Genomic DNA, 20,106 nt, shown 5'->3' with positions numbered 1-20,106 from the left:
GACAATTCCTATCGCGGGCCAGCGCGCTCAGAGGTGGTTAGCGTCTCAATACTGCTTTCCTGGAATCCACGAGGTTCCTGCCAGCGGCACCCGGGCCATTGCTGCCGATTCCACAGTCAATGCCACCAAATCCTCGGGATCGAGGTTATGCAGATGGGATTTACCACAGGCGCGCGCCATGGTTTGTGCTTCAAGCACCAATACGCGCAAATAGTTGGCCAATCTGCGTCCGCCCTCGACCGGATCGAGACGTTTTGACAGCTCCGGGTCTTGGGTGGTGATACCTGCAGGGTCACGGCCGTTCTGCCAATCATCATAGAAACCGGCAGCAGAACCGATTTTCTTCAGTTCCTCGTCCAGACGCGGATGGTTGTCGCCCAGAGCGATCAGCGCCGCCGTACCGATGGCCACTGCATCAGCGCCAAGCGCCATGGCCTTGGCCACGTCAGCACCGTTGCGGATACCGCCGGAGACGATCAGTTGCACTTTGCGGTGCATGCCCATTTCCTGCAGTGCCTGCACTGCCTGCGGGATAGCTGGCAGAATCGGGATACCAACGTGTTCAATGAATACCTCCTGAGTTGCCGCAGTACCGCCCTGCATGCCATCGAGCACGATCACATCGGCACCGGCCTTCACCGCCAGCTTGACGTCGTAGTAAGGGCGGCTAGCACCAATTTTCACGTAAATCGGTTTTTCCCAATCGGTGATTTCGCGGATCTCGGCAATCTTGATCGCCAAGTCGTCTGGCCCTGTCCAGTCGGGGTGGCGGCACGCTGAGCGCTGGTCGACACCGATCGGCAAAGTCCGCATGCCTGCAACACGCTCGGTCACTTTCATGCCCAGCAGCATGCCGCCGCCACCCGGTTTAGCACCCTGACCCAGCACAATTTCGATGGCATCGGCCTTGCGCAGGTCATCCGGGTTCATGCCGTAACGCGAAGGCAGGTACTGATAAACCAGATGCTGCGATTGACCACGCTCTTCCGGAGTCATGCCGCCGTCACCGGTGGTAGTGCTGGTGCCGGCGATAGTGGCGCCACGACCCAGGGCTTCTTTGGCATTGGCTGACAGCGCGCCGAAACTCATGCCCGCAATAGTCACCGGAATCTTCAGGTGAATGGGATTCTTGGCGAAGCGGTTACCGAGGATTACATCAGTGCCGCACTTCTCGCGGTAGCCTTCCAACGGGTAACGGGAAACGCTAGCACCCAGCAACAACAGGTCGTCGAAGTGCGGCAGCTTGCGCTTGGTGCCGCCGCCGCGAATGTCATAGATGCCGGTTTCCGCAGCACGCTGAATTTCTTGGATGGTCAGGCGATCGAAGGTGGCCGATTCGCGCAGGACTGGAGGGGTTTTCTCGCTCATGTTCTTGCTCCTGAATCAGTACGCTGAGGCGTTATCGACTTTGAAGTTGTACAGCTGACGGGCCGAGCCATAGCGCTTGAAGTCCGACGCTTTCTCGTTGAAGCCGGCTCGGTTCAGCAGCTCCTGAAGCTCTTCGATGTGTTCGACACGCATCTCTTTGGCAATGCAATCCGAGCCTAAGGACTCGACCTTTCCTTTGACGTAAATGCGGGTTTCGTACAGCGAATCACCCAGTGCATCACCCGCGTCGCCGCAGACCACCAAGCGCCCGGCCTGGCCCATGAAGCAACTCATATGACCGATGCTGCCACCGACAACGATGTCGATGCCTTTCATGGAAATGCCGCATCGGGCACCAGCATCACCTTCAATCACCAGCAACCCGCCATGGGCAGTGGCGCCGGCCGCTTGCGAGGCGCTACCTTTGACTCGAACGTAGCCGGACATCATGTTCTCGGCGCAGCCCACGCCGACATTGCCATGCACAGTCACCGAGGCTTTCTGGTTCATGCCCGCGCAGTAATAACCGGCGTGGCCTTGAATATCGATGGACACCACTTCATCGACGCCAACCGCAAGATTGTGTGCGCCGTTGGAGTGGGTCACCACCCACTCGCGATCTTCGAGATTCTTAGCCTGATCGTGCAGGGCCTGATTGAGGTCGCGCACGGTAGAGGTGGAAAGATCGATAGTTTTCATATGAGTGCTCCTTAAGCCGACTCGCGTTCCCAGATGTACATGGTGGCGGGAACGGGTTCCCAGACTTTGGCTTTCTCGATACCTGGCAGGCTCGACAACGCTTGATATTCCGAGGCCATGGCAACGTAGTCGTCGGTCTCGGCGAGGATCGCCGGCTTACAGGCGATCGGATCGCGGATCACTGCAAAACCGTTGCGGGTGCCAATAGCGAAGGTGAAAAACCCATCCAACGCTTCAAGCGAACTGTCCAACGCGGTCTTCAAGGAGTCACCTTGCTGCAGGCGCCAGGCCAAGTAACCGGCCGCGACTTCGGTATCGTTTTCGGTGTCGAAATTGATGCCTTCGCGGCGCAGTTCTTGACGCAGCCGGAAGTGATTGGACAGCGAGCCGTTGTGCACCAGGCACAGGTCGGCGCCGGTGGAAAACGGGTGGCTGCCTTCCATGGTCACGGCGCTTTCGGTGGCCATGCGGGTGTGACCGATGATGTGGCTGCCCTTCATGCTGCCCAAGCCGAAGCGCTCGGAGATTTCTTTGGGCAATCCCATGCCCTTGAGAATTTCGATGCTCTTACCGGCGCTCATGATGCGCACGGTCGGTGCCAGTTCGCCCAATGCAGCGCGTACGGCGGCTTCTTCAGCCTTGATCTTCAGCACAATCGCGCTGGCGTTTTGAAACCAGTCCAGCGATGCGCCGAGCTTGCCTTCAAGCGCCGCAATCAGAGTCTTGAAGTCGTACTCTTCGGTGGTGGCCTGCAGGGTCAACTTGACCCAGCCATCCGCTACTTCATCGCCGTAGATGGCAAAGCCGGCACTGTCCGGGCCACGGTCGGTCATGGCTTCGAGCATGGGTTCGAAGAGCTTGCCGAGCTGTGATTCCAGCGCCAGGTTTTTCAAGTAAAGACCCACGATTCCACACATATTCATATCTCCTGGGCAGAAGACGCCCAACCCATTAGCTGGGCGTCAGAAACAGTTGGTTAAAACGGAAGGATTAGAAAAACTCGGTGTAGCGCTTCACTTCCCAGTCCGAGACGTGGCGGCTGTACTCCACCCACTCCATGCGCTTGAGCTTGATGAACTCACCGACAATCTCTTTGCCCATCACTTCGGCAAAAAGCGGATCGGCTTCCAGCGCATCGCAGGCTTCCTTGAGCGATTGCGGCAAGGTTTTAATGCCCTTCGCCGCAATGGCTTCCAGCCCAAGGCTGTAAAGGTTTTCATTGCAGATTTGATCGGGCATCAACTGGCGCTCAATGCCGTCCAGTCCCGCAGCGATGATCGCGGCACTGACCAAATACGGGTTGCAGCCGGCATCAGGCAGACGGAATTCGAGACGGCCATAAGGCACGCGAACCATGGCCGAGCGGTTGTTTGCGCCAAAGGCGATGAAGGCTGGTGCCCAAGTTGCGCCGGACAGCGAATTGCCGACGACAAGACGCTTGTAAGAGTTAACGGTCGGTGCAGCAAAGGCACACAGCGCTGGGCCATGGGCTAGAAGTCCGGCGGCGAAGTGATAGGCCAACTTCGACAACCCCATACCGTTCTTGTCGGAAGCATCGAAGAACAGGTTCTTGCTCTCGGCGCTGGCAATGGAGAGGTGAAAGTGCATGCCGTTACCAGCACGCCTAGGATCGGGTTTAGGCATGAACGAGCAAATCATGCCCAGATCATTGGCGATCTCACCGGCGGCCATGCGAAAGAACGTGAATCGGTCAGCCGACTCCATCGCGTCGCTGTAGGTGTAGTTGATCTCGAACTGGCCATTGGCGTCTTCATGGTCAATCTGATAGATATCGAAACCCACTGGCTGGAGCGCTTCGGTGAGTTTTTCGAGAAACGCCCTGGAACGCGACAACCCTTTATAGTCATAACAAGGCTTGTCCAGAGTATCGCTGGCGTCGACCAATTGGAGCTTACCGCTGTTATCCCGACGCATAAGATTGAACTCGGGCTCCAGGCCCGTGTTAAGCGTCCAGCCTTTCGCCTTGAGCCGTTCTACTTGCTGCTGAAGGACGTAGCGAGTGTCGTAGGGCCATGGCTCGCCATTGACGTGACCAATGCAGACGATGCGGCCATAGCCTGGTTGCCACGGAACTGGCGTCAGCGTTGACAGATCGCCCTTGGCCATAAAGTCTGGGCCGTGTGGCTCCATACCCATTCCGCTAATCGCGAAACCGGCGAAACCAGCACCACCTTCTGCAACCATCGGAAGACCGGAAATCGGTACCGACTTCGTCTTGGCAGAACCATGGATATCCACGAACTGCGCCAGCACGTATTTGATCCCGTGCTGTTCAATCAGGCGCTGAGTCTCTGCTGGTAACATTTTATCTATGCTCCGTATTCCGACGAGGAAATTTACTTTCCCTTTGGGAATGCAAGGTGCTTGCCAAAATCGTATTCCTGGATCATTTCGCCGTTGGCGAAAGATTTTTTTCTGTTTATATGGGAATATTGATTTCCCGACAGGAATACTGACCGGGCTACCTTACACAGAGTTTTACGTTTCGCACATTCCCAGTGCGAAATATTTTTTACTGAGCGGAAACAGTGCGCACGTGATGAATATGCCAACCGAAACAAAGCCGAAATTGAAGCTTGAGCAATACTTAGGCATTGAGATAAAGCGGCAGCGGCAGGCTCAAGACCTAAAACTTTCAGACGTCGCACGGATTGCAGGTATCAGCCAGGGCATGTTGAGTAAGATCGAAAACGCTCAAGTGTCCACCAGCCTCGACAATCTGAGCCGGCTATGCGACGTGCTGGGTATGCCAATGTCGAAGCTGTTTAGCCAGTACGACCAACCAGGTAGCAGCGCGCTGCTCGTCAAGCGTGATGACGGATTGGAAGTCGTACGCAGAGGTACCGAGAAAGGGCATACCTATCACTTGCTCAACCACACTCGCGGGCCGAAAAAAAGCTTCGAGGCGTACATGGTTACCATGGACGACGCCAGTGAAGAGTTTCCGACCTTCTCCCATCCCGGTACGGAGTTTCTGCACCTGCTGGAGGGCGAACTTGTCTATCGCCACGGTAACCAGCTGTATCACATGGAGGCTGGGGACAGCCTGACCTTCGATGGCGACATCCCTCATGGCCCGGAAGAGCTGGTGAGGGTGCCGATTAAACTGCTGTCGATTATGAATTATGGGACGCAGGCGGAGTAATCTAAGCCACTGATTAACCCGCAAGAAAGCGTTTACAGCGCTGATCTCCCCCCACCATCATCCAGGCGTATCCACAACCGCATTGCGGGCGTGGGCCGCCTCGGCCGCCAGACGTAGCAAAGCCAAATATTCCTGACAGTTAAAAAAGTTTCCATATAATTCTGGACTCGCAGGATTCTTTCGCCTATAAATCCGCACGAAGAATAATTAATTCTCAAGAGGAATTTTTATTCATATCTTAAAACATTTTTCACCCCTGAATTTCAACCTGCTTTCAGCTGCCGCCATATCTCTGAGGACACGTGATGCAACACGAAAAGAACCATTTCATTCTCAAAATCAGCTGCCCGGCGACCTCCGGCATCGTTGCGGCGATCACCTCATACCTTGCAGGCAACGCTTGCTACATCGGTGAAATGGCGCAGTTCGATGATGAATTCAGCGGCAAGTTCTTCATGCGTGCGGTGTTCCGTTTCAACGACGGTCACGTCGGCGACATCGCGCAGTTAAAGGCCGGTTTCGATGACGTCGCCAAGGGTTTCGATATGCAGTGGGAACTGCACGATACCCGCGAGCCTATGCGCGTGCTGCTGATGGTCAGCAAATTCGACCACTGCCTCACCGATCTCCTGTATCGCTACCACAAAGGCGAGATGGACATGAACATCACCGCCATCGTCTCCAACCACCTCGACTTGCGCCCAATGGCCGAGCGTGAAGGCATTCGCTTCATCTACCTGCCGGTGACCAAGGACACCAAGGCTCAACAGGAAGCCGCGCTGATGAAAGTGGTCGATGAAACCGGCACTGATCTGGTGGTACTTGCCCGTTACATGCAGATCCTCTCCGACGATCTCTGCAAGCAGATCTCGGGTAAAGCCATCAACATTCACCACTCGTTTCTGCCCGGTTTCAAGGGCGCAAAGCCATACCACCAAGCGTACGAGCGTGGTGTAAAACTGATCGGCGCCACCGCTCACTACGTTACCAGCGATCTGGACGAAGGCCCGATCATAGAGCAAGAAGTACAGCGTGTTGATCACGCCTATCTGCCAGAGGATTTGGTAGCCATTGGACGCGACACCGAAACCGTGGCGCTGTCCAAGGCGGTGAAATACCACCTTGAACACCGTGTCTTCCTTAACAAGGACAGAACGGTGATTTTCCGATGAACACCTCCAAACTGATCGATGGGAAAGCTGCCGCCAATCGCATCATGACTTTGGTCAAAGCCGATGTCCAACGCCTCAAAGCCGATGGCATCGAACCTGCGTTGGCGGTAATTTTGGTTGGCCAGGATCCGGCCAGTCAGGTTTACGTTCGCAACAAAATTCTGCGTGCCGAAGAAGCCGGCATCCGCTCGCTTGAATATCGCCTGAGTGCCGAAACAACCCAGACGCAGTTGCTCAAGCTCATCGCCGAGTTGAACGATGACGACAGCGTCAACGGTATCCTTCTGCAGTTGCCGCTGCCCTCGCACATCGAGGAGCCCCTAGCGTTACAGGCCATCGCTCCGGGCAAGGATGTGGACGGTTTTCACAGCGAAAACGTCGGCGGCCTGAGCCAGGGTCGCAACGTTCTGACGCCTTGCACCCCAAGTGGCTGCATGCAGTTGCTGGAGGATGCCTGCGGAGACCTGAGCGGTAAGCACGCGGTGGTCGTCGGCCGTTCCAACATTGTCGGAAAGCCCATGGCCGCCCTGCTACTCAAGGCTCATTGCTCGGTCACCATACTGCATTCACGCAGCATGAACGCCCGGGCCCTGTGCCGTCAGGCCGACATCGTGGTCGCCGCCGTTGGCCGCCCACGGATGATCGATGCTAGCTGGCTCAAGATCGGCGCGGTGGTCATCGACGTCGGCATCAATCGCATTGATGAGGACGGCCGCAGCCATCTGGTGGGCGATGTCGATCTCGAAAGCGCCCTGCCCCAAGTTTCGGCCATTACCCCGGTACCTGGCGGAGTCGGCCCGATGACCATCGCGTTTTTGATGAAAAACACGGTGATCGCTGCCGTACAGCAAGCCCACATACAACGCAGCTCTTCGGAGGCCCCATGCCTTTCAATCTCCTGAAATACGGGCTCAGCTCGGAGTATCCCGTAGAGGTGGATCTGCCTGCGCCAAAAGAGCTCAAGTCTTCCTATGATGTGGTGATCATCGGTGGTGGCGGTCACGGCTTGGCCACCGCCTATTACCTTTCGAAGTACCACGGCATCACAAACATTGCGGTGTTGGAAAAGGGGTACTTGGGCGGAGGCAACACAGCACGCAACACAGCCGTGATCCGCTCCAACTATCTGACAAGCGAAGGCGTGCGTTTCTACGCTGAGTCGGTGCGGATGTTCGAGGGCCTATCCAATGAATTCGACTTCAACATCATGTACTCCCAACGCGGCCAACTGACCTTGGCGCACACCGATGCAACGGTGCGCTCGTTCCGTCAGCGTGCAGAGGTCAATAAGCACTTTGGTGGCCGCACCGAAATGATTGATCGTCAGCAGATTCGGGAACTGGTGCCAACGCTGAATCTCGATCCAGGGCATATCCCAGTACTCGCGGGCTTGTGGCATATGGATGGTGCCACCGCTCGTCACGACGCTGTGGCCTGGGGTTATGCCAAGCAGGCGGCCAAGCGCGGTGTGGAGATTCATCAGCTCACTGAAGTGCAGGAGCTGGTCATCGAAAATGGCACCATCACTGCCGTCAAAACTAATCGTGGCACCATCAAATGCGGCTGTGCAGTACAGGCCGTGGCGGGCATGAGTTCCCAGCTAATGAAAAAGGCCGGTATCCGTTCGCCAATCCAGACCTTTCCGCTGCAAGCGATGGTCACCCAGCCATTCAAACCTTTCCTTGACCCACTGGTGAGTTCGTCGGCCCTGCACTGCTATGTGCAGCAGACCAGCCGTGGTGAAGTGGTATTCGGTGGCGGCTCTGACCCGTACCCGCTGTTCAACACTCGCTCGACGCTGGACTTGAAGGAAAGCCTATTGGCCCACGCCATCGAAATGTTCCCGTTCTTGGCCAACGCCAAGCTGATGCGTCAATGGGCCGGAATCACCGACATGACCCCTGATTACAGCCCGATCATGGGCTTGTCGCCGGTCAAACATTACTATCTTGATGCCGGTTGGGGCACTTGGGGCTTTAAGGCCACGCCCATCTGCGGCAAGACCATGGCCGAACTTGTGGCAAGCGGTGGCAAGGTGCCAGAACTGATCAAGCCGTTCGGCCTTGAGCGCTTCTCCACATTCCAACAGGTTAACGAAATGGGCGCGACAGCGGCCAGCCACTGACGGAGAGCGACAGATGAAAGTCATGACTTGCCCGCTCAACGGGCCGCGCAATATCAGCGAATTCACCTATGGCGGTGAGTTCAAGCAGATGCCCGATCCTCAGACCTGCACCGACACCGAGTGGGCCGACTACGTATTCAATAGCGAGGACTCCTTGGGCGTCGTGCGCGAATGGTGGATGCACAACCCTTCCAGCTACTGGTTCCTGGCAGAGCGCCACACTGGCAGTGACGAAATACTTCGCACCTTTGATCCTAAGGAAGTGTTCAACGCCCGCGTCGACTTCCATGCCGCCACCCCCAAGGAGACCTCCAAATGAGCCGCCTACCCGCTCCCATGGGCCTTCTAATCGACCGCAATCAGCCGCTTAATTTCAGTTTCGACGGCAAGCCATATCAGGGTTTCGAGGGTGACAGCATCGCCAGCGCGCTGCTCGCAAACGGTCGGTTTCTACTGTCTCGCTCGTTCAAGTACCACCGTCCGCGTGGCCCGCTGACCATGGCTGGGCAAGACGCCAATACCCTGGTGCAACTGCCGAGCGAACCCAACGTGCTCGCCGACAGTTACCTGTTGGAAAACGGCGTGCAGGTGACCGGGCAGAACTTCAATGGCTCGCTGGACAACGACAAGGATGCCTACCTCGGCAAGTTCTCGAAATTCATGCCGGTGGGCTTTTATTACCGCTCGTTCTACAAGCCAAAAGGTATGTGGAAAGTCTGGGAACCGATCATCCGCAAGAAGGCCGGTCTGGGTGTACTCGACCTGAAGTTTCAGCCCGAGTATTACGACAAGGCCTATCTGTTTGCTGATCTGGCGGTCATTGGCGCAGGCCCGGCCGGTTTGCAGGCCGCACTGACTGCCGCCAATTCTGGCGCCAAGGTGCTGCTGATCGAGCAACAACCTGTGCTCGGCGGTTCACTCACCTATGCCCGTTTCGATCTCGAAGGTACCCGCGCCGAAAACCTACGTCGTGAACTGGTCAGCGCCGTCGAAGGCCACGCCAACATTCATGTACTGAAAAAGGCGACCTGCAACGCCTGGTTCGCCGACAACTACTTGCCGGTGATTCAGGGCAAACGCATGTACAAAGTCCGTGCGACCCAGTGCCTTGTCGCCAGCGGCTCGTTCGATCAGCCGGTGATCTTCCGCAACAACGACCTGCCCGGGGTGATGCTGACCAGCGCCGCGCAGCGACTGATGAAGTTGTATGCCATTAAACCGGGCAAACGCGCTGTGGTTCTGACTGGCAACGATGACGGTTACCTCGCAGCGCTGGATCTGCACGAGCAGGGTGTCGAAGTCTCGGCACTGGTGGACATGCGGGTGAATCCGGCTGACCGAGCCCTGCTGTTGGCACTGGAGAAGCGCGACATTACCTGCCACCTCGGCAGTACTGTTTACGAGGCACTGCATGAAAAAGGCATGCGCCATGTCAACGGTGCCGACATTCGCAAGATCACCGGTCAAGGCCAGGTGGCCAGTAGCGGCCTGACCCTGGACTGCGACCTGCTGTGTATGTCCGGCGGTTACATGCCGGTGTATCAGTTGCTGTGTCAGGCTGGCGGCAAGTTAGCGTACGACGATCAACTGGCAGAGTTCACACTCACAGGTCTTCCGAAGAACCTTGGCGTCGCGGGATCCGCCCATGGTTATCACGCGCTGGAGAACGTGTTGGCAGACGCGACTCATGCTGCCGCAGAGATTGTCATCGCGCTCAATCTCGGCCTCACAAACAAACCTTTGCCGATGCACGCCGAAGCACAGGTCAACTTCCCTTGGCCGATCTTCCCGCACCCCAAGGGCAAGGATTTCGTCGATTTCGATGAAGACCTGCAAGTGCGCGACATCATCAACGCTACCAGGATTGGCTATCGCGACGTGCAGTTGGTCAAGCGCTACTCCACCGTAGGCATGGGGCCGTCCCAAGGGCGTCACTCTGCGTTGCCAACCGCGCGGCTGGTAGCCGCTTCGACTCAGCGCAGCATCAGCGAAACCGGCGTGACCACCGCGCGACCACCCTTTGAAGCGGAAAAACTGGCCCACGTTGCAGGCCGAGCTTTCGACCCCTATCGGCAGACGCCGATGCACAAGCGGCATTTGGACGCTGGTGCGAAGATGATGCCCGCCGGAATCTGGCAGCGCCCCGCCTACTACGGCAAGGCTAGTGACCGTGACAAGTGCATGCAGGCCGAAGCGCTGCATGTGCGCAACAAGGTCGGCATTATCGACGTCTCGACCCTCGGCGGTCTGGACGTACGTGGCCCGGATGCCGCTGAACTGCTCAATCGCATGTACACCTTCGCCTTTCTCAAGCAACCCGTGGGTCGCTCACGTTATGCGCTGATGACCAACGAACATGGCGTGGTGATCGACGACGGCGTCTGTGCACGTTTCAGCGAAAATCATTTCTACGTCACCGCCACCACAAGCGGCGTGGATCGCATCTATCAACAGATGCTCAAGTGGAATGCGCAATGGCGGCTGAACGTCGACATCGCCAACGTCACGGCCGCGATCTCGGCGGTCAACGTCGCAGGGCCGGATTCACGCAAAGTGCTGGAGAAGGTCTGTACCAATCTGGATTTATCGTCGGAAGGATTCCCGTATCTGGGCGTGCGTCAAGGTACGGTGGCCGGGATCAAGGCACGTCTAATGCGAGTCGGTTTTGTCGGTGAACTGGGCTATGAAATTCACGTCCCTGCCCGGCACGCGTTGAAGCTCTGGGACGCATTGATGGAGGCTGGCAAGTCTTTCGATATCCGCCCTTTCGGCGTCGAAACCCAGCGTCTACTGCGTCTTGAAAAAGGCCACGTGATCATTAGCCAAGACACCGATGGGATGACCCATCCGGCCGAGATCGATATGGGTTGGGCAGTCAGTCGGAACAAACCGTTCTTCGTGGGTCGTCGCTCGGTGGACATTCTCGAAGCCCAACCGCAGAAGCGCAAACTGGTCGGCTTCACCCTGCCTAAATCCAGTCCCTTGCCGCTGGAGGGTCATCTGGTGCTCAACGGCCCGGCCATCAGTGGCAACGTAAGCTCCTGCGAGTATTCGCAATCCCTCGGCCAGATCATTGGCCTGGCTTACGCAGGTTTTGATCAAAGCGCCCCAGGACAGCAGATTCCGATCCGCGTCGAGAACGGCGTAATTGTGCATGCTACCGTGGTGAAACTGCCTTTCTTCGACCCTGAAAACAAGCGCCAGGAGCTCTGACATGTCCAGCCTCAATGCAGAAAATCATATCGGGCTGAGCCCATTGCAACGATGCGCCGTGGTCGATTTGACCGAAGTACCTAGAGTCGGATTTCGTGGCACGGACAGCGCAGCGTATTTGCTGGCACGAGAATTCATTCTGCCGAACTCACCAAATCGTGCAGTGACTCAGGCGGACGGAAGCCATGTCGTACGGCTCTCGCAAACCGAATTTCTGCTCTTGGGCAGTTTGCTAGATCGTGGTGAGCGCATCGCTGGCGAAGAAGCACGTTGGGAAATGGATCACAGCGCCAACTACTTGCTACCTCGCGAGGACAGTCATGGCTGGCTGCTACTGAGCGGAGTCCACATTGCCGAGGTCATGGCCAAACTTTGCAGTGTCGACCTCCGGCCGCAGGCGTTTGCGCCTGGTGCCGTGGCACAGACATCAGCAGCACGTATCAACGTGATTGTGATCAATCTGGGTTCGGTAGCTACGCCAGTTTTTCATATCCTCTTTGATCGCGCTTCTCTGGACTATTTCAAGGGCGCATTGATGGATGCCATGGGAGAGTTCGATGGAGCCGAGCTAGACATCGAAGCGTCGATCTGAAACTCAACGCAGGCAACAGCATAGATTGTTGAGCAGCAAAGTCTGCTCAACAATTGCCGTCGAAATACTCTCGCTCATATCTCCATCAGAGGCCACGATGACCATTCTCGACACGCCGGATAAGGAAACTGACTACAGTGTGCCGGCCCTGGCTCGGGGGCTAAGCGTGTTAGGACTGTTCGATGCAAGCACACGCAGTCTGAACATCCATGAAATATCTGAAAGGCTGGGCGTCAGCACTTCGGCTGTGTACCGGATATTGTTCACGCTCATCAACACCGGCTATCTGAATAAGATAAACACACAGTACGAACTGGGCGCACGAGTCATCAGTGACGGATTTAGCTATCTGGCTAATCGCGATATTGTCGAAGTCGCTATGCCGCACCTCAACCTGTTGCGAGACCGTACTTCGCTGTCTTGTCATCTGACTATTCGTGAGCAGACCGACAGCCTCTACGTATACCGAGCGTTTGCCGCTCAACGCCTCTCTGTCAACATCCCCATCGGGACACGAATCGCTTGTCACTGCACAGCTATGGGAAGGATTTTGCTGACCGCGCTGGATGACATAGAGTTAGGGGCGCTCTATCAACATATCAGGCTGGACGACTATCCCTCACCAGCACCTCGAACTCTTCCTGAGCTCCAAGCCCTGATCCTAAACGACCGCCAGCGTGGCTGGGTGCTACATCGATCTGATTACTCAACTGCAATTGCTACATCGATCAAAGACCATAAGGGGGCGGTCACTGCTGCGATCAACCTTTCAGGCCCCGATGCAGTGATGGATCCTCCTGGTGCGCAGGATCAGTTCAAAAACTTACTATTGACGTGCAGTGCAGACATCAGCCGCGAGCTAGGCTATGTCCCATAATTGACGATTTGAAGCGCGCGCTGAACGCGCGATAGTTAACGCGACTTGCTTTGTTATCACGGAAAGTAACTGATGGTTGGCCACGTAGCTGTATTGACGCCAGTCCATTTGCCGGTTGCAACGGCGCAGCAACAAACTAGAGGGTTACCCATCAGGCACATGGCCATGTCGACACCTTTGCGAATAACGGCTCCCCTCTTTTGCCGATAACATGACTCAACGACGAGGTCAGGCCTGTCTCATTGTGCGTAAGGGCGGCGCAATTGCTATATTGCTACGCGAGAAAGAGGGTGAATTTCCCTTGCGGAATGGCCAAACTGCGGTGCCGGGAAACCTGATACGTCTTGGTGGCTTTCGTTCAGCGGTCTGCCGTCTATGGCGGCAAGCCCTCAAACGGCGCAGCCAGCGCAATAGACTTCAATGGTCACGCTACGAACGCCTCGCCGACCTCTACATACCTAGACCCAGAAATGCACATCCTTACCCTGAGGATCGCTTCGCGTCACATACCCGAGGCAGGAGCCGTATGCGGTAGTTCCGCACGTACGGATCTGTGCGGGGGGTGGCAGGTAACTGCCATCCCTACCGCGACCGTGTCGCCGGGAATCTACGGGCGTTGAACTGCTTGGCGGATCAGAAGCAATGGAGACCACACGTGAGAAAGCCACCTATGAAAATCATCATCGAAGAATGGGACGGCGACGGCGCAATTCGAATTCCCGATGAGGCGCTGCAGGAACTGGAACTCGATGTTGGCGACTCGCTGTATTTGATCGAGGAGTTTGTCGGCAATACGCGATGCCTAGTCCTATCAAAAAAGCCTCAAATGGCGAATCGAATACGTAGTGAGGCTGGCGACAAGGCAGTACCAATGCGCAGGGAACCCCGTGGCCCGGCCATTCTTTGATCGAATTCCAGGGGGGTGTGCAAGATATTACCACCCTCAGCTAGCGGCCTGTTTTACAATTGGTTTATCTATTTAAATTATTTGGCCGTATCTTTCTGGGCGAGTTCAATTAACGAACTACCCGTACTGATAACTAGCTACACCGCCCATTAACTTACTACGAATGCAAACAGATCACTGTTTCATAATGCACTCCGCCCTACACAGATACCTCTGCAATATAGCGGCCTATTTTTACGACACTGGACAAGTAATTGTCCGTGCGAGCAAACCCCATTCCAAACACCCTAAATTATTCTTGACTCCTATTTCTTACACTATGTTTTTGGGCATCACTATCAACATGGTCGGAACCTATCAAATCGGCAATTGCATCCCCAGACTCTACCCGAGACAGCCAATTCAACGCCGCTTGCTTAATCAACCAGTGCGGGGTTCGGTCTATAGAAGCAGCCGCTACTTTTAGTCGTTCAATATCCTTAATTTTTAGCTTAACTCCCAAGGTTGTTTGCGACATATAAACTCCATTTGTTTACTATACGGATACAACTCAGCCAAAGCGGTCGCGTCGCTGAGTGAAAATTCTACCGCCTAAATAAATTTATTCGTTGCATGCGCTTGTGAAATTGCATCGTTACACTGCTACCCGTACAAAAGCCTCGACCGCCCGGAATAGTGAACACACAGCCAGCAAGACGTTTTCCAACTGACAAATGGTGTTGATCGATAATTTCTCCAGTGAGTGAATCTACTCCACCCCAAAAGCTCAGACCAACATCCGCATACAGCAATCTTCCTTGCGCTGAGCCGTCAATAAGGCACCACCCGACATAGGGCTTACTTAACATTCGACACCTCCGATTCTCTATCAGCAGGCGGAGCACCTCGCATCTAGCGGCCTGTACGGGTAGTTCGTTAACCTAAGTCACCCAGAAACACGCGACCAAATATTTTAAATAGATAAACGAATTAAGCAAACACCCACTAGTTAGCGCCACACATGTTTAGCCGAGCAGCCTCCCTAATCGTTAAGAGTGGGTGTACCATTGTAACTAAGGGGAGAGGCGTCTAGTGCCACCTCTCCGGTGCTCAGCCACTAGTATTAAGGCTCATCCAACATGAACAGGCTTTAAGCGTTGAGACCCAAGGCTGCCAAGGCGACCCGTGCCGCAGCTAGATCCCAAGCCGCGGTTCCCACACTTTTGAAGACAACAGGGCGCGCAGGATCTAATTCATTATTCAGTGCGGTAGCTAAAGATTTGACGCGAGTCCAGTCAACGCCGGCTTGAATCAGGTCACCGGCCTCGTGCATGGCGCCTGGTGGATCGTCAGCATAAATATCGCTGCCCGACAATGTGGTCGCACCGATTTCCGCCATGTCAGGCTTGAATGCGCCTACCCCGATAACAAGACGACCAACCACGGCGTCTTCATCATAGACGGCTTTGGTGCTGGTGGTCACCGTGATGACTACGTCAACACCGCTGGGGAGCTCTACGGGGCAGGGGCTCAAGTGTGGGTGGTACTGACTATTGCCAGTGCAGAAGTCCTGAACCATTTGCTCGTTCAGGCCTCGGACTAATACCTTAGTCTGCGGATGCAGTGCATTGATCGCCTGCAAGTGGTAACGAGCCTGAACACCCGTTCCGTAGAGGAGAATGACTTCAGGCTCTTTTTTCAAAAAGTTTCGAATGGCGAGCATGGTAACTGCAGCGGTTCGTCTGCCTGTCAGTTCAGGGCCATCAAGAAGGCACATCACTTGGCCTTTCGCCGAGTCACAGACGGTAACGGTACCGTTGATAGTGGGTAGTCCCAGTTTAGCATTGGATGGCATTACGCATACCAGCTTATGGATGCAAATGTCATGCGTCGTAGCCGGCATGCTCAGGAGGACATTCTCTCCGCTTATTGGGACGACCATTCGTTCAGGGCTAAGGATAGTCCCGCGCTCCAACTCGGCTGCAGCGACTGCAACCGCATCAACGAGCCGTTTAAAATCTAATAATTTAGCTGTTTCTTCTTGGTTGCACACTGGAATGGGCAAAGCGTTGCCATGGGTAGACATAATGATCCCTATACCTCTCTCGGTTGTTTTGTTGCTTTTGGTAAATTTTTTGCGAGTAGTTCTCAGTTTTAAATCTAATGACGAGAGTTCACTCGTGCGCTCAGGAGGCCGCACTTAACCATAGGGCAAATAACGCCTCGCTAGAAAATTACTGAGTTGCGCAAAAGCTAACAACGTAGACTTAATTTTGTAAACTTAATTTTGTAAACTTATTTTTGACAAGCTGCTGAATAATTCGAACATGCGAATCTTCAGCAGCCTCGGATTAATTAGATTCTCTCTTCTTTATTGGTCAGTTGTGCAACCCTTAACCTGTCGGGGAGTTAAAATCGCCAGACAGAACAAAACGTGTGGCTTTAAAAGGTGAGAGATCGATTTTGTCTTCGCCCAAAATCATCCGGCTACTGATAAGGTCTGCTGTTGCTGCCGCCAGTGTTAAACCGACGTGAGAATGTCCAAAAACAAAACCCAAGTTCGGAAATGCAGGGTGCGTATCGATAATTGGCTTCGAGTCGGGCAAGGTGGGCCGCATCCCCATCCACTCAGAAGCTCCAGTGAGAAGATGTTCGGAACCAGGAAATAGGCCATTGAAATGCCACCTCAGCGTATCAAAGCGCTCCGGAACAGGTGGCAAATCCACTCCGCCCATCTCACTGAAGCCTACTACGCGAAGGGCTTCATCCAATGGGTTGAAGAAGACATTTCGATCCGCCGAACATATCGGCCCGTTGAGAAGACCCTTCGCTCGCGTGAGGTTCAAGTGGTAGCCGCGTTCGGCCATAAGCGGCACACGCAATCCTAGAGGTTGCATCAACTTGGCGCTATGGGCTCCTGCACAGACAACTGCATGAGTAAAAGACTTCTGAGCGGTAGTAGAGGTAACCGTGACAGATCCAGATATGGGGCGAACCTCCCACACGTCCTCTTTTTTAAGTTTCCCGCCACGCAAGGTGAAAGCTTTGAACAGCGCCAGGCTAAGTTGGTACGGGTCTCGCACGCGATGAGCATAGGGTAGAAGCACAGCATGATGGACTCGGCCCTTAAGCACAGGCTCCAACTCAGCGACGCGCCGCTGGTCAGCAAATTCAGCTTCAGTGCCCCAGTGGTTGTAAAAGGCCTGTTCCGCGCGGGCTGCCGCCACTCGGGTACTATCTTCCCATACCTTCATATAGTGAGTCGGAACCAACTGATCCAGGAGCCGCTCCTGCCCTAGTAGGTCTTTCCAGGCGGGGACTGCGAGTCGCTGAAGGCTTGCCAGCGCTTGACGTGTACCTTGAACCACTGCTGGTCGTGCGGAAGCCGCAAAGCGAAACATCCACGGTACGCTTTGGGCCCAGTTGCCCAATGGGACACGAAGCGCGCCGTGACGATCGAGCAGCAGCGGGATCGCTTTTCGAATCGCCTGCGCGGTAGCAAGTGGATTCACCAATTCGGTCGCAATGAAACCGGCATTTCCGAAGGATGCTCCGAGCCCTGGGCCTTGGCGATCGTAAAGAGTAACCGCAAAGCCCTTCTCAATAAATTTCAGGGCTGTACATATTCCTACGAATCCCGCGCCGATCACGGCACAGCTGGGTTTGCTATTCATGCTGTATTTCGCCTTAACACGCTACGTTCAAGGAATAACTGGGGTCTGACTAAAATAAGATCCCGTGCAATTCATTTTATTGAGCGCAAAAATTCAATCGTTTCTGGCCGTGTTGGATTTCCGATCACTTGGTCTGGGGTACCGATTTCATGTACTAGCCCGTTCCGGAAAAATGCCACGCGGTCTGATACGTCACGAGCAAAACGAATTTCGTGGGTTACCAAGACCATCGTCATACCGTCTTCGGCAAGCATGCGCATTGTGTCAAGTACTTCGCCCACAAGTTGGGGGTCAAGAGCAGATGTTGCCTCATCGAACAGCATATAATCAGGAGACATCGCGAGTGCGCGCGCAATTGCCATCCGCTGTTGTTGACCGCCGGAGAGCTTCCCCGGGAAGGTTTTTAGCTTTTCACCCAGCCCAACGTGCTGCAATTGCTGGACTGCGATAGCTTCGGCTTCTTGTTTAGACTTCCCCAGTACCTTTCTCGGCGCGAGCATAACGTTTTCAAGCACAGTGAGGTGCGGAAAGGCATTCCACTGCTGAAAAACAATGCCTATTTTCTGGCGAAGTTTATTGATATTGGTTTCTTTATTATGCACCTCTACGCCGTCGACTCGAATGCTGCCTTTCTGAATCGGTTCGAGCCCATTGATACACATAAGCAGAGTTGACTTTCCAGAACCTGAGCCGCCAATGATCGAGACGACCTCCCCTTTCTCAACTTGCAAGCTTACGCCTTTAACAACTTCCAGTTTGCCAAAAGACTTATGAACGTTGGTAATCTCAATCATTTTGCCACCTCTTCTCTAGACCGGCCCCTAAGCGCGCCACCACCAGGCTCATGACATAATAAATAATTCCCGCGATACAAAGCACTAATAACGGCTCTTGAATACGCGTAACGATAGTTTGAGATGAACGCAGAAGCTCAACTATACCAATCCACATCACTAGTGCGGTGTCTTTCATCAATCCAAGCACGAGGTTCAGCCAGCCCGGGAAGCTTACACGCATAGCCATAGGCAGAACTATGTAACGCATATCTTGCCAATAACTCATTCCGAGCGATCGACTTGCACGCCTGATCGATGGTGATACTACCAACACACCGCTACGAACTATCTCTGTTATGTAGGCCGCAGCGTATACACCCAGCACTACACACCCTACGGTGAACGCACTTATATTGAGACCGACAATACTTTTGAGTGAGTTTACCAACACAAACTGTATCAGCAACGGTACGCTGCGGAATATATCCAACACCCACGCCAGCGGCATAGAACCATAAGGAAATATCGCACGGAGTAGACCAAAAATCACCCCGGCGAATGTACCAATAATCATTGCGACAAATGTTAACTGCAGGGTCACCCATGCGCCATGCAACAAAAATAACAAGTCGCTAGCAGTTAGGCTGGTGGAGAACATTTACAGCTCCTCAGTAGCGGAATAGTCGCCAGCTCATTAGGCGCGCCAGGACAACAATGAGTTTGGCGATCAAGTAATAAAGCACGGCTGCGATGGCAAAATACTCAAAGGTTCGGAAGGTCTTTACGTTGTAACTCTGAGTGATGCCTGTAAGGTCGTCAGTGAGACCAACAATGACCCCCAAAGAGGTCATCAAGACTGCCCAGACCATCTGGTTACTCAGCGGATAGAAAACTATTCGGAGCAATTGAGGAACTATGATCATGCGATAGGCCTGAAAGGCACTCATGCCCAATGATCTCGCTGCCCGCATTTGAGTACCAGGTACAGCCTTAAGCCCTCCACGGAAATATTCTGCCAAATAACCTGCGTTGTTGAATGTAATACCGGCCAACAACGCGGCCCAAGAACTCACATGAATCCCTAGAGAGCCCAGTCCAAAATACAGGATGTATACCTGGAAGAGCGCGGGCGTATTCCGCGCTAAAGAAACCCAACTGTTCCCGAACCCTCGCATGAAAAGGCTAGGCGCCTCACGCATCACGGTCAATGTCAGGGCTAACAGTACTCCGAAAATCATGGACAACGCCGCAGTCTCAAACGTAACTAAGGCGCCTCCCAGCATGTCCGGTAGAGCTCGCAACGCCGTTCGCCACTGGAAAGAGTAATCAAACATAAATAATAATATCTCCGAGCGCTATTAGATCCGGCTCTACAGGGTCTCACATTGCAGACAAGGGGTGCTGAAGCCTAACGGCAACTCAATCATCAGTTTGCCAAAATTAATCCACCTTCGAGTATTTAGACCCGCACCGACGAAGATGGCACGAGCCTACTCTTTCTCAGGGGAGAGCGTTTGCTATATGCAAATTTTTAGATACTTAAGCACCCGCACTAAAT

The 20,106-nt window shown here is 54.3% G+C and carries 18 protein-coding genes and 2 pseudogenes; 9 read left to right on the top strand and 11 right to left on the bottom strand.

Going from position 1 to position 20,106, the window contains the following annotated elements:
* Nucleotides 1-45: 45 nt before the first annotated feature.
* The 4 genes from ACYZUA_RS16850 to glnT form a co-directional block, all read right to left on the bottom strand.
* Nucleotides 46-1,368: an FMN-binding glutamate synthase family protein gene (locus ACYZUA_RS16850; RefSeq protein ID WP_461959762.1), complete on the bottom strand. Its 1,323-nt coding sequence runs from the start codon at nt 1,366-1,368 to the stop codon at nt 46-48.
* A 15-nt stretch (nt 1,369-1,383) separates the two neighbouring features.
* Nucleotides 1,384-2,067, bottom strand: a complete 684-nt coding sequence (locus ACYZUA_RS16845) for a GltB/FmdC/FwdC-like GXGXG domain-containing protein (RefSeq protein ID WP_461959761.1) — start codon at nt 2,065-2,067, stop codon at nt 1,384-1,386.
* 11 nt (nt 2,068-2,078) lie between these two features.
* Nucleotides 2,079-2,984, bottom strand: coding sequence for a class II glutamine amidotransferase (locus tag ACYZUA_RS16840; RefSeq protein ID WP_461959760.1), 906 nt, complete (start codon nt 2,982-2,984; stop codon nt 2,079-2,081).
* Nucleotides 2,985-3,057: 73 nt separating this feature from the next.
* Nucleotides 3,058-4,392: a type III glutamate--ammonia ligase gene (gene glnT / locus ACYZUA_RS16835; RefSeq protein ID WP_461959759.1), complete on the bottom strand. Its 1,335-nt coding sequence runs from the start codon at nt 4,390-4,392 to the stop codon at nt 3,058-3,060.
* Nucleotides 4,393-4,627: 235 nt separating this feature from the next.
* Here glnT and ACYZUA_RS16830 point away from each other — a divergent pair, with 235 nt between their 5' ends.
* The 9 genes from ACYZUA_RS16830 (at nt 4,628) to ACYZUA_RS16790 (ending at nt 14,119) form a co-directional block, all read left to right on the top strand.
* A complete protein-coding gene (locus ACYZUA_RS16830) occupies nt 4,628-5,233 on the top strand; it encodes a helix-turn-helix domain-containing protein (protein WP_461964018.1) in 606 nt (201 codons plus the stop codon).
* A 305-nt stretch (nt 5,234-5,538) separates the two neighbouring features.
* Entirely contained in the window at nt 5,539-6,405 is an 867-nt protein-coding gene (purU, locus tag ACYZUA_RS16825) for a formyltetrahydrofolate deformylase (protein ID WP_461959758.1), read from the top strand.
* On the top strand, nt 6,402-7,307 hold the full coding sequence (folD, locus tag ACYZUA_RS16820) for a bifunctional methylenetetrahydrofolate dehydrogenase/methenyltetrahydrofolate cyclohydrolase FolD (RefSeq protein WP_461959757.1): 906 nt from the start codon (nt 6,402-6,404) through the stop codon (nt 7,305-7,307). Before purU ends, folD begins: the two co-directional genes overlap by 4 nt.
* Nucleotides 7,289-8,530 carry an FAD-dependent oxidoreductase gene (locus ACYZUA_RS16815; protein WP_461959756.1) on the top strand — a complete coding sequence of 414 codons (1,242 nt, stop codon included), beginning with the start codon at nt 7,289-7,291 and terminating at the stop codon, nt 8,528-8,530. Before folD ends, ACYZUA_RS16815 begins: the two co-directional genes overlap by 19 nt.
* A gap of 13 nt (nt 8,531-8,543) precedes the next feature.
* Entirely contained in the window at nt 8,544-8,849 is a 306-nt protein-coding gene (locus tag ACYZUA_RS16810) for a sarcosine oxidase subunit delta (protein WP_461959755.1), read from the top strand.
* The gene (locus ACYZUA_RS16805) at nt 8,846-11,743 is read left to right on the top strand and encodes a 2Fe-2S iron-sulfur cluster-binding protein (protein ID WP_461959754.1); all 2,898 of its coding nucleotides are present in this window, start codon (nt 8,846-8,848) and stop codon (nt 11,741-11,743) included. Before ACYZUA_RS16810 ends, ACYZUA_RS16805 begins: the two co-directional genes overlap by 4 nt.
* Before the next feature lies 1 nt (nt 11,744).
* Nucleotides 11,745-12,335: a sarcosine oxidase subunit gamma gene (locus tag ACYZUA_RS16800; RefSeq protein WP_461959753.1), complete on the top strand. Its 591-nt coding sequence runs from the start codon at nt 11,745-11,747 to the stop codon at nt 12,333-12,335.
* 97 nt (nt 12,336-12,432) lie between these two features.
* On the top strand, nt 12,433-13,212 hold the full coding sequence (locus tag ACYZUA_RS16795; RefSeq protein ID WP_461959752.1) for an IclR family transcriptional regulator: 780 nt from the start codon (nt 12,433-12,435) through the stop codon (nt 13,210-13,212).
* Nucleotides 13,213-13,882: 670 nt separating this feature from the next.
* A complete protein-coding gene (locus tag ACYZUA_RS16790; RefSeq protein ID WP_461959751.1) occupies nt 13,883-14,119 on the top strand; it encodes an AbrB/MazE/SpoVT family DNA-binding domain-containing protein in 237 nt (78 codons plus the stop codon).
* Nucleotides 14,120-14,471: 352 nt separating this feature from the next.
* Here ACYZUA_RS16790 and ACYZUA_RS16785 read toward each other — a convergent pair.
* The 7 genes and pseudogenes from ACYZUA_RS16785 to ACYZUA_RS16755 form a co-directional block, all read right to left on the bottom strand.
* Nucleotides 14,472-14,636, bottom strand: a pseudogene (locus ACYZUA_RS16785) (transcriptional regulator); the annotation flags it as partial.
* Between the two features lie 109 nt (nt 14,637-14,745).
* Nucleotides 14,746-14,967 (bottom strand): annotated as a pseudogene (locus ACYZUA_RS16780) (aconitase X swivel domain-containing protein); the annotation flags it as partial.
* A gap of 281 nt (nt 14,968-15,248) precedes the next feature.
* The gene (lhpI, locus tag ACYZUA_RS16775; protein WP_461959750.1) at nt 15,249-16,184 is read right to left on the bottom strand and encodes a bifunctional Delta(1)-pyrroline-2-carboxylate/Delta(1)-piperideine-2-carboxylate reductase; all 936 of its coding nucleotides are present in this window, start codon (nt 16,182-16,184) and stop codon (nt 15,249-15,251) included.
* 307 nt (nt 16,185-16,491) lie between these two features.
* The gene (locus ACYZUA_RS16770) at nt 16,492-17,772 is read right to left on the bottom strand and encodes an NAD(P)/FAD-dependent oxidoreductase (protein ID WP_461959749.1); all 1,281 of its coding nucleotides are present in this window, start codon (nt 17,770-17,772) and stop codon (nt 16,492-16,494) included.
* A 71-nt stretch (nt 17,773-17,843) separates the two neighbouring features.
* Nucleotides 17,844-18,566, bottom strand: coding sequence for an amino acid ABC transporter ATP-binding protein (locus ACYZUA_RS16765; RefSeq protein WP_461959748.1), 723 nt, complete (start codon nt 18,564-18,566; stop codon nt 17,844-17,846).
* A complete protein-coding gene (locus tag ACYZUA_RS16760; protein WP_461959747.1) occupies nt 18,559-19,206 on the bottom strand; it encodes an amino acid ABC transporter permease in 648 nt (215 codons plus the stop codon). Before ACYZUA_RS16760 ends, ACYZUA_RS16765 begins: the two co-directional genes overlap by 8 nt.
* A 10-nt stretch (nt 19,207-19,216) precedes the next feature.
* A complete protein-coding gene (locus tag ACYZUA_RS16755) occupies nt 19,217-19,882 on the bottom strand; it encodes an amino acid ABC transporter permease (protein WP_461959746.1) in 666 nt (221 codons plus the stop codon).
* Between the last annotated feature and the right edge of the window lie 224 nt (nt 19,883-20,106).

The sequence above is a fragment of the Pseudomonas sp. LS2P72 genome (assembly GCF_054897865.1).
This window is presented reverse-complemented; position numbering and strand designations above follow the sequence as displayed.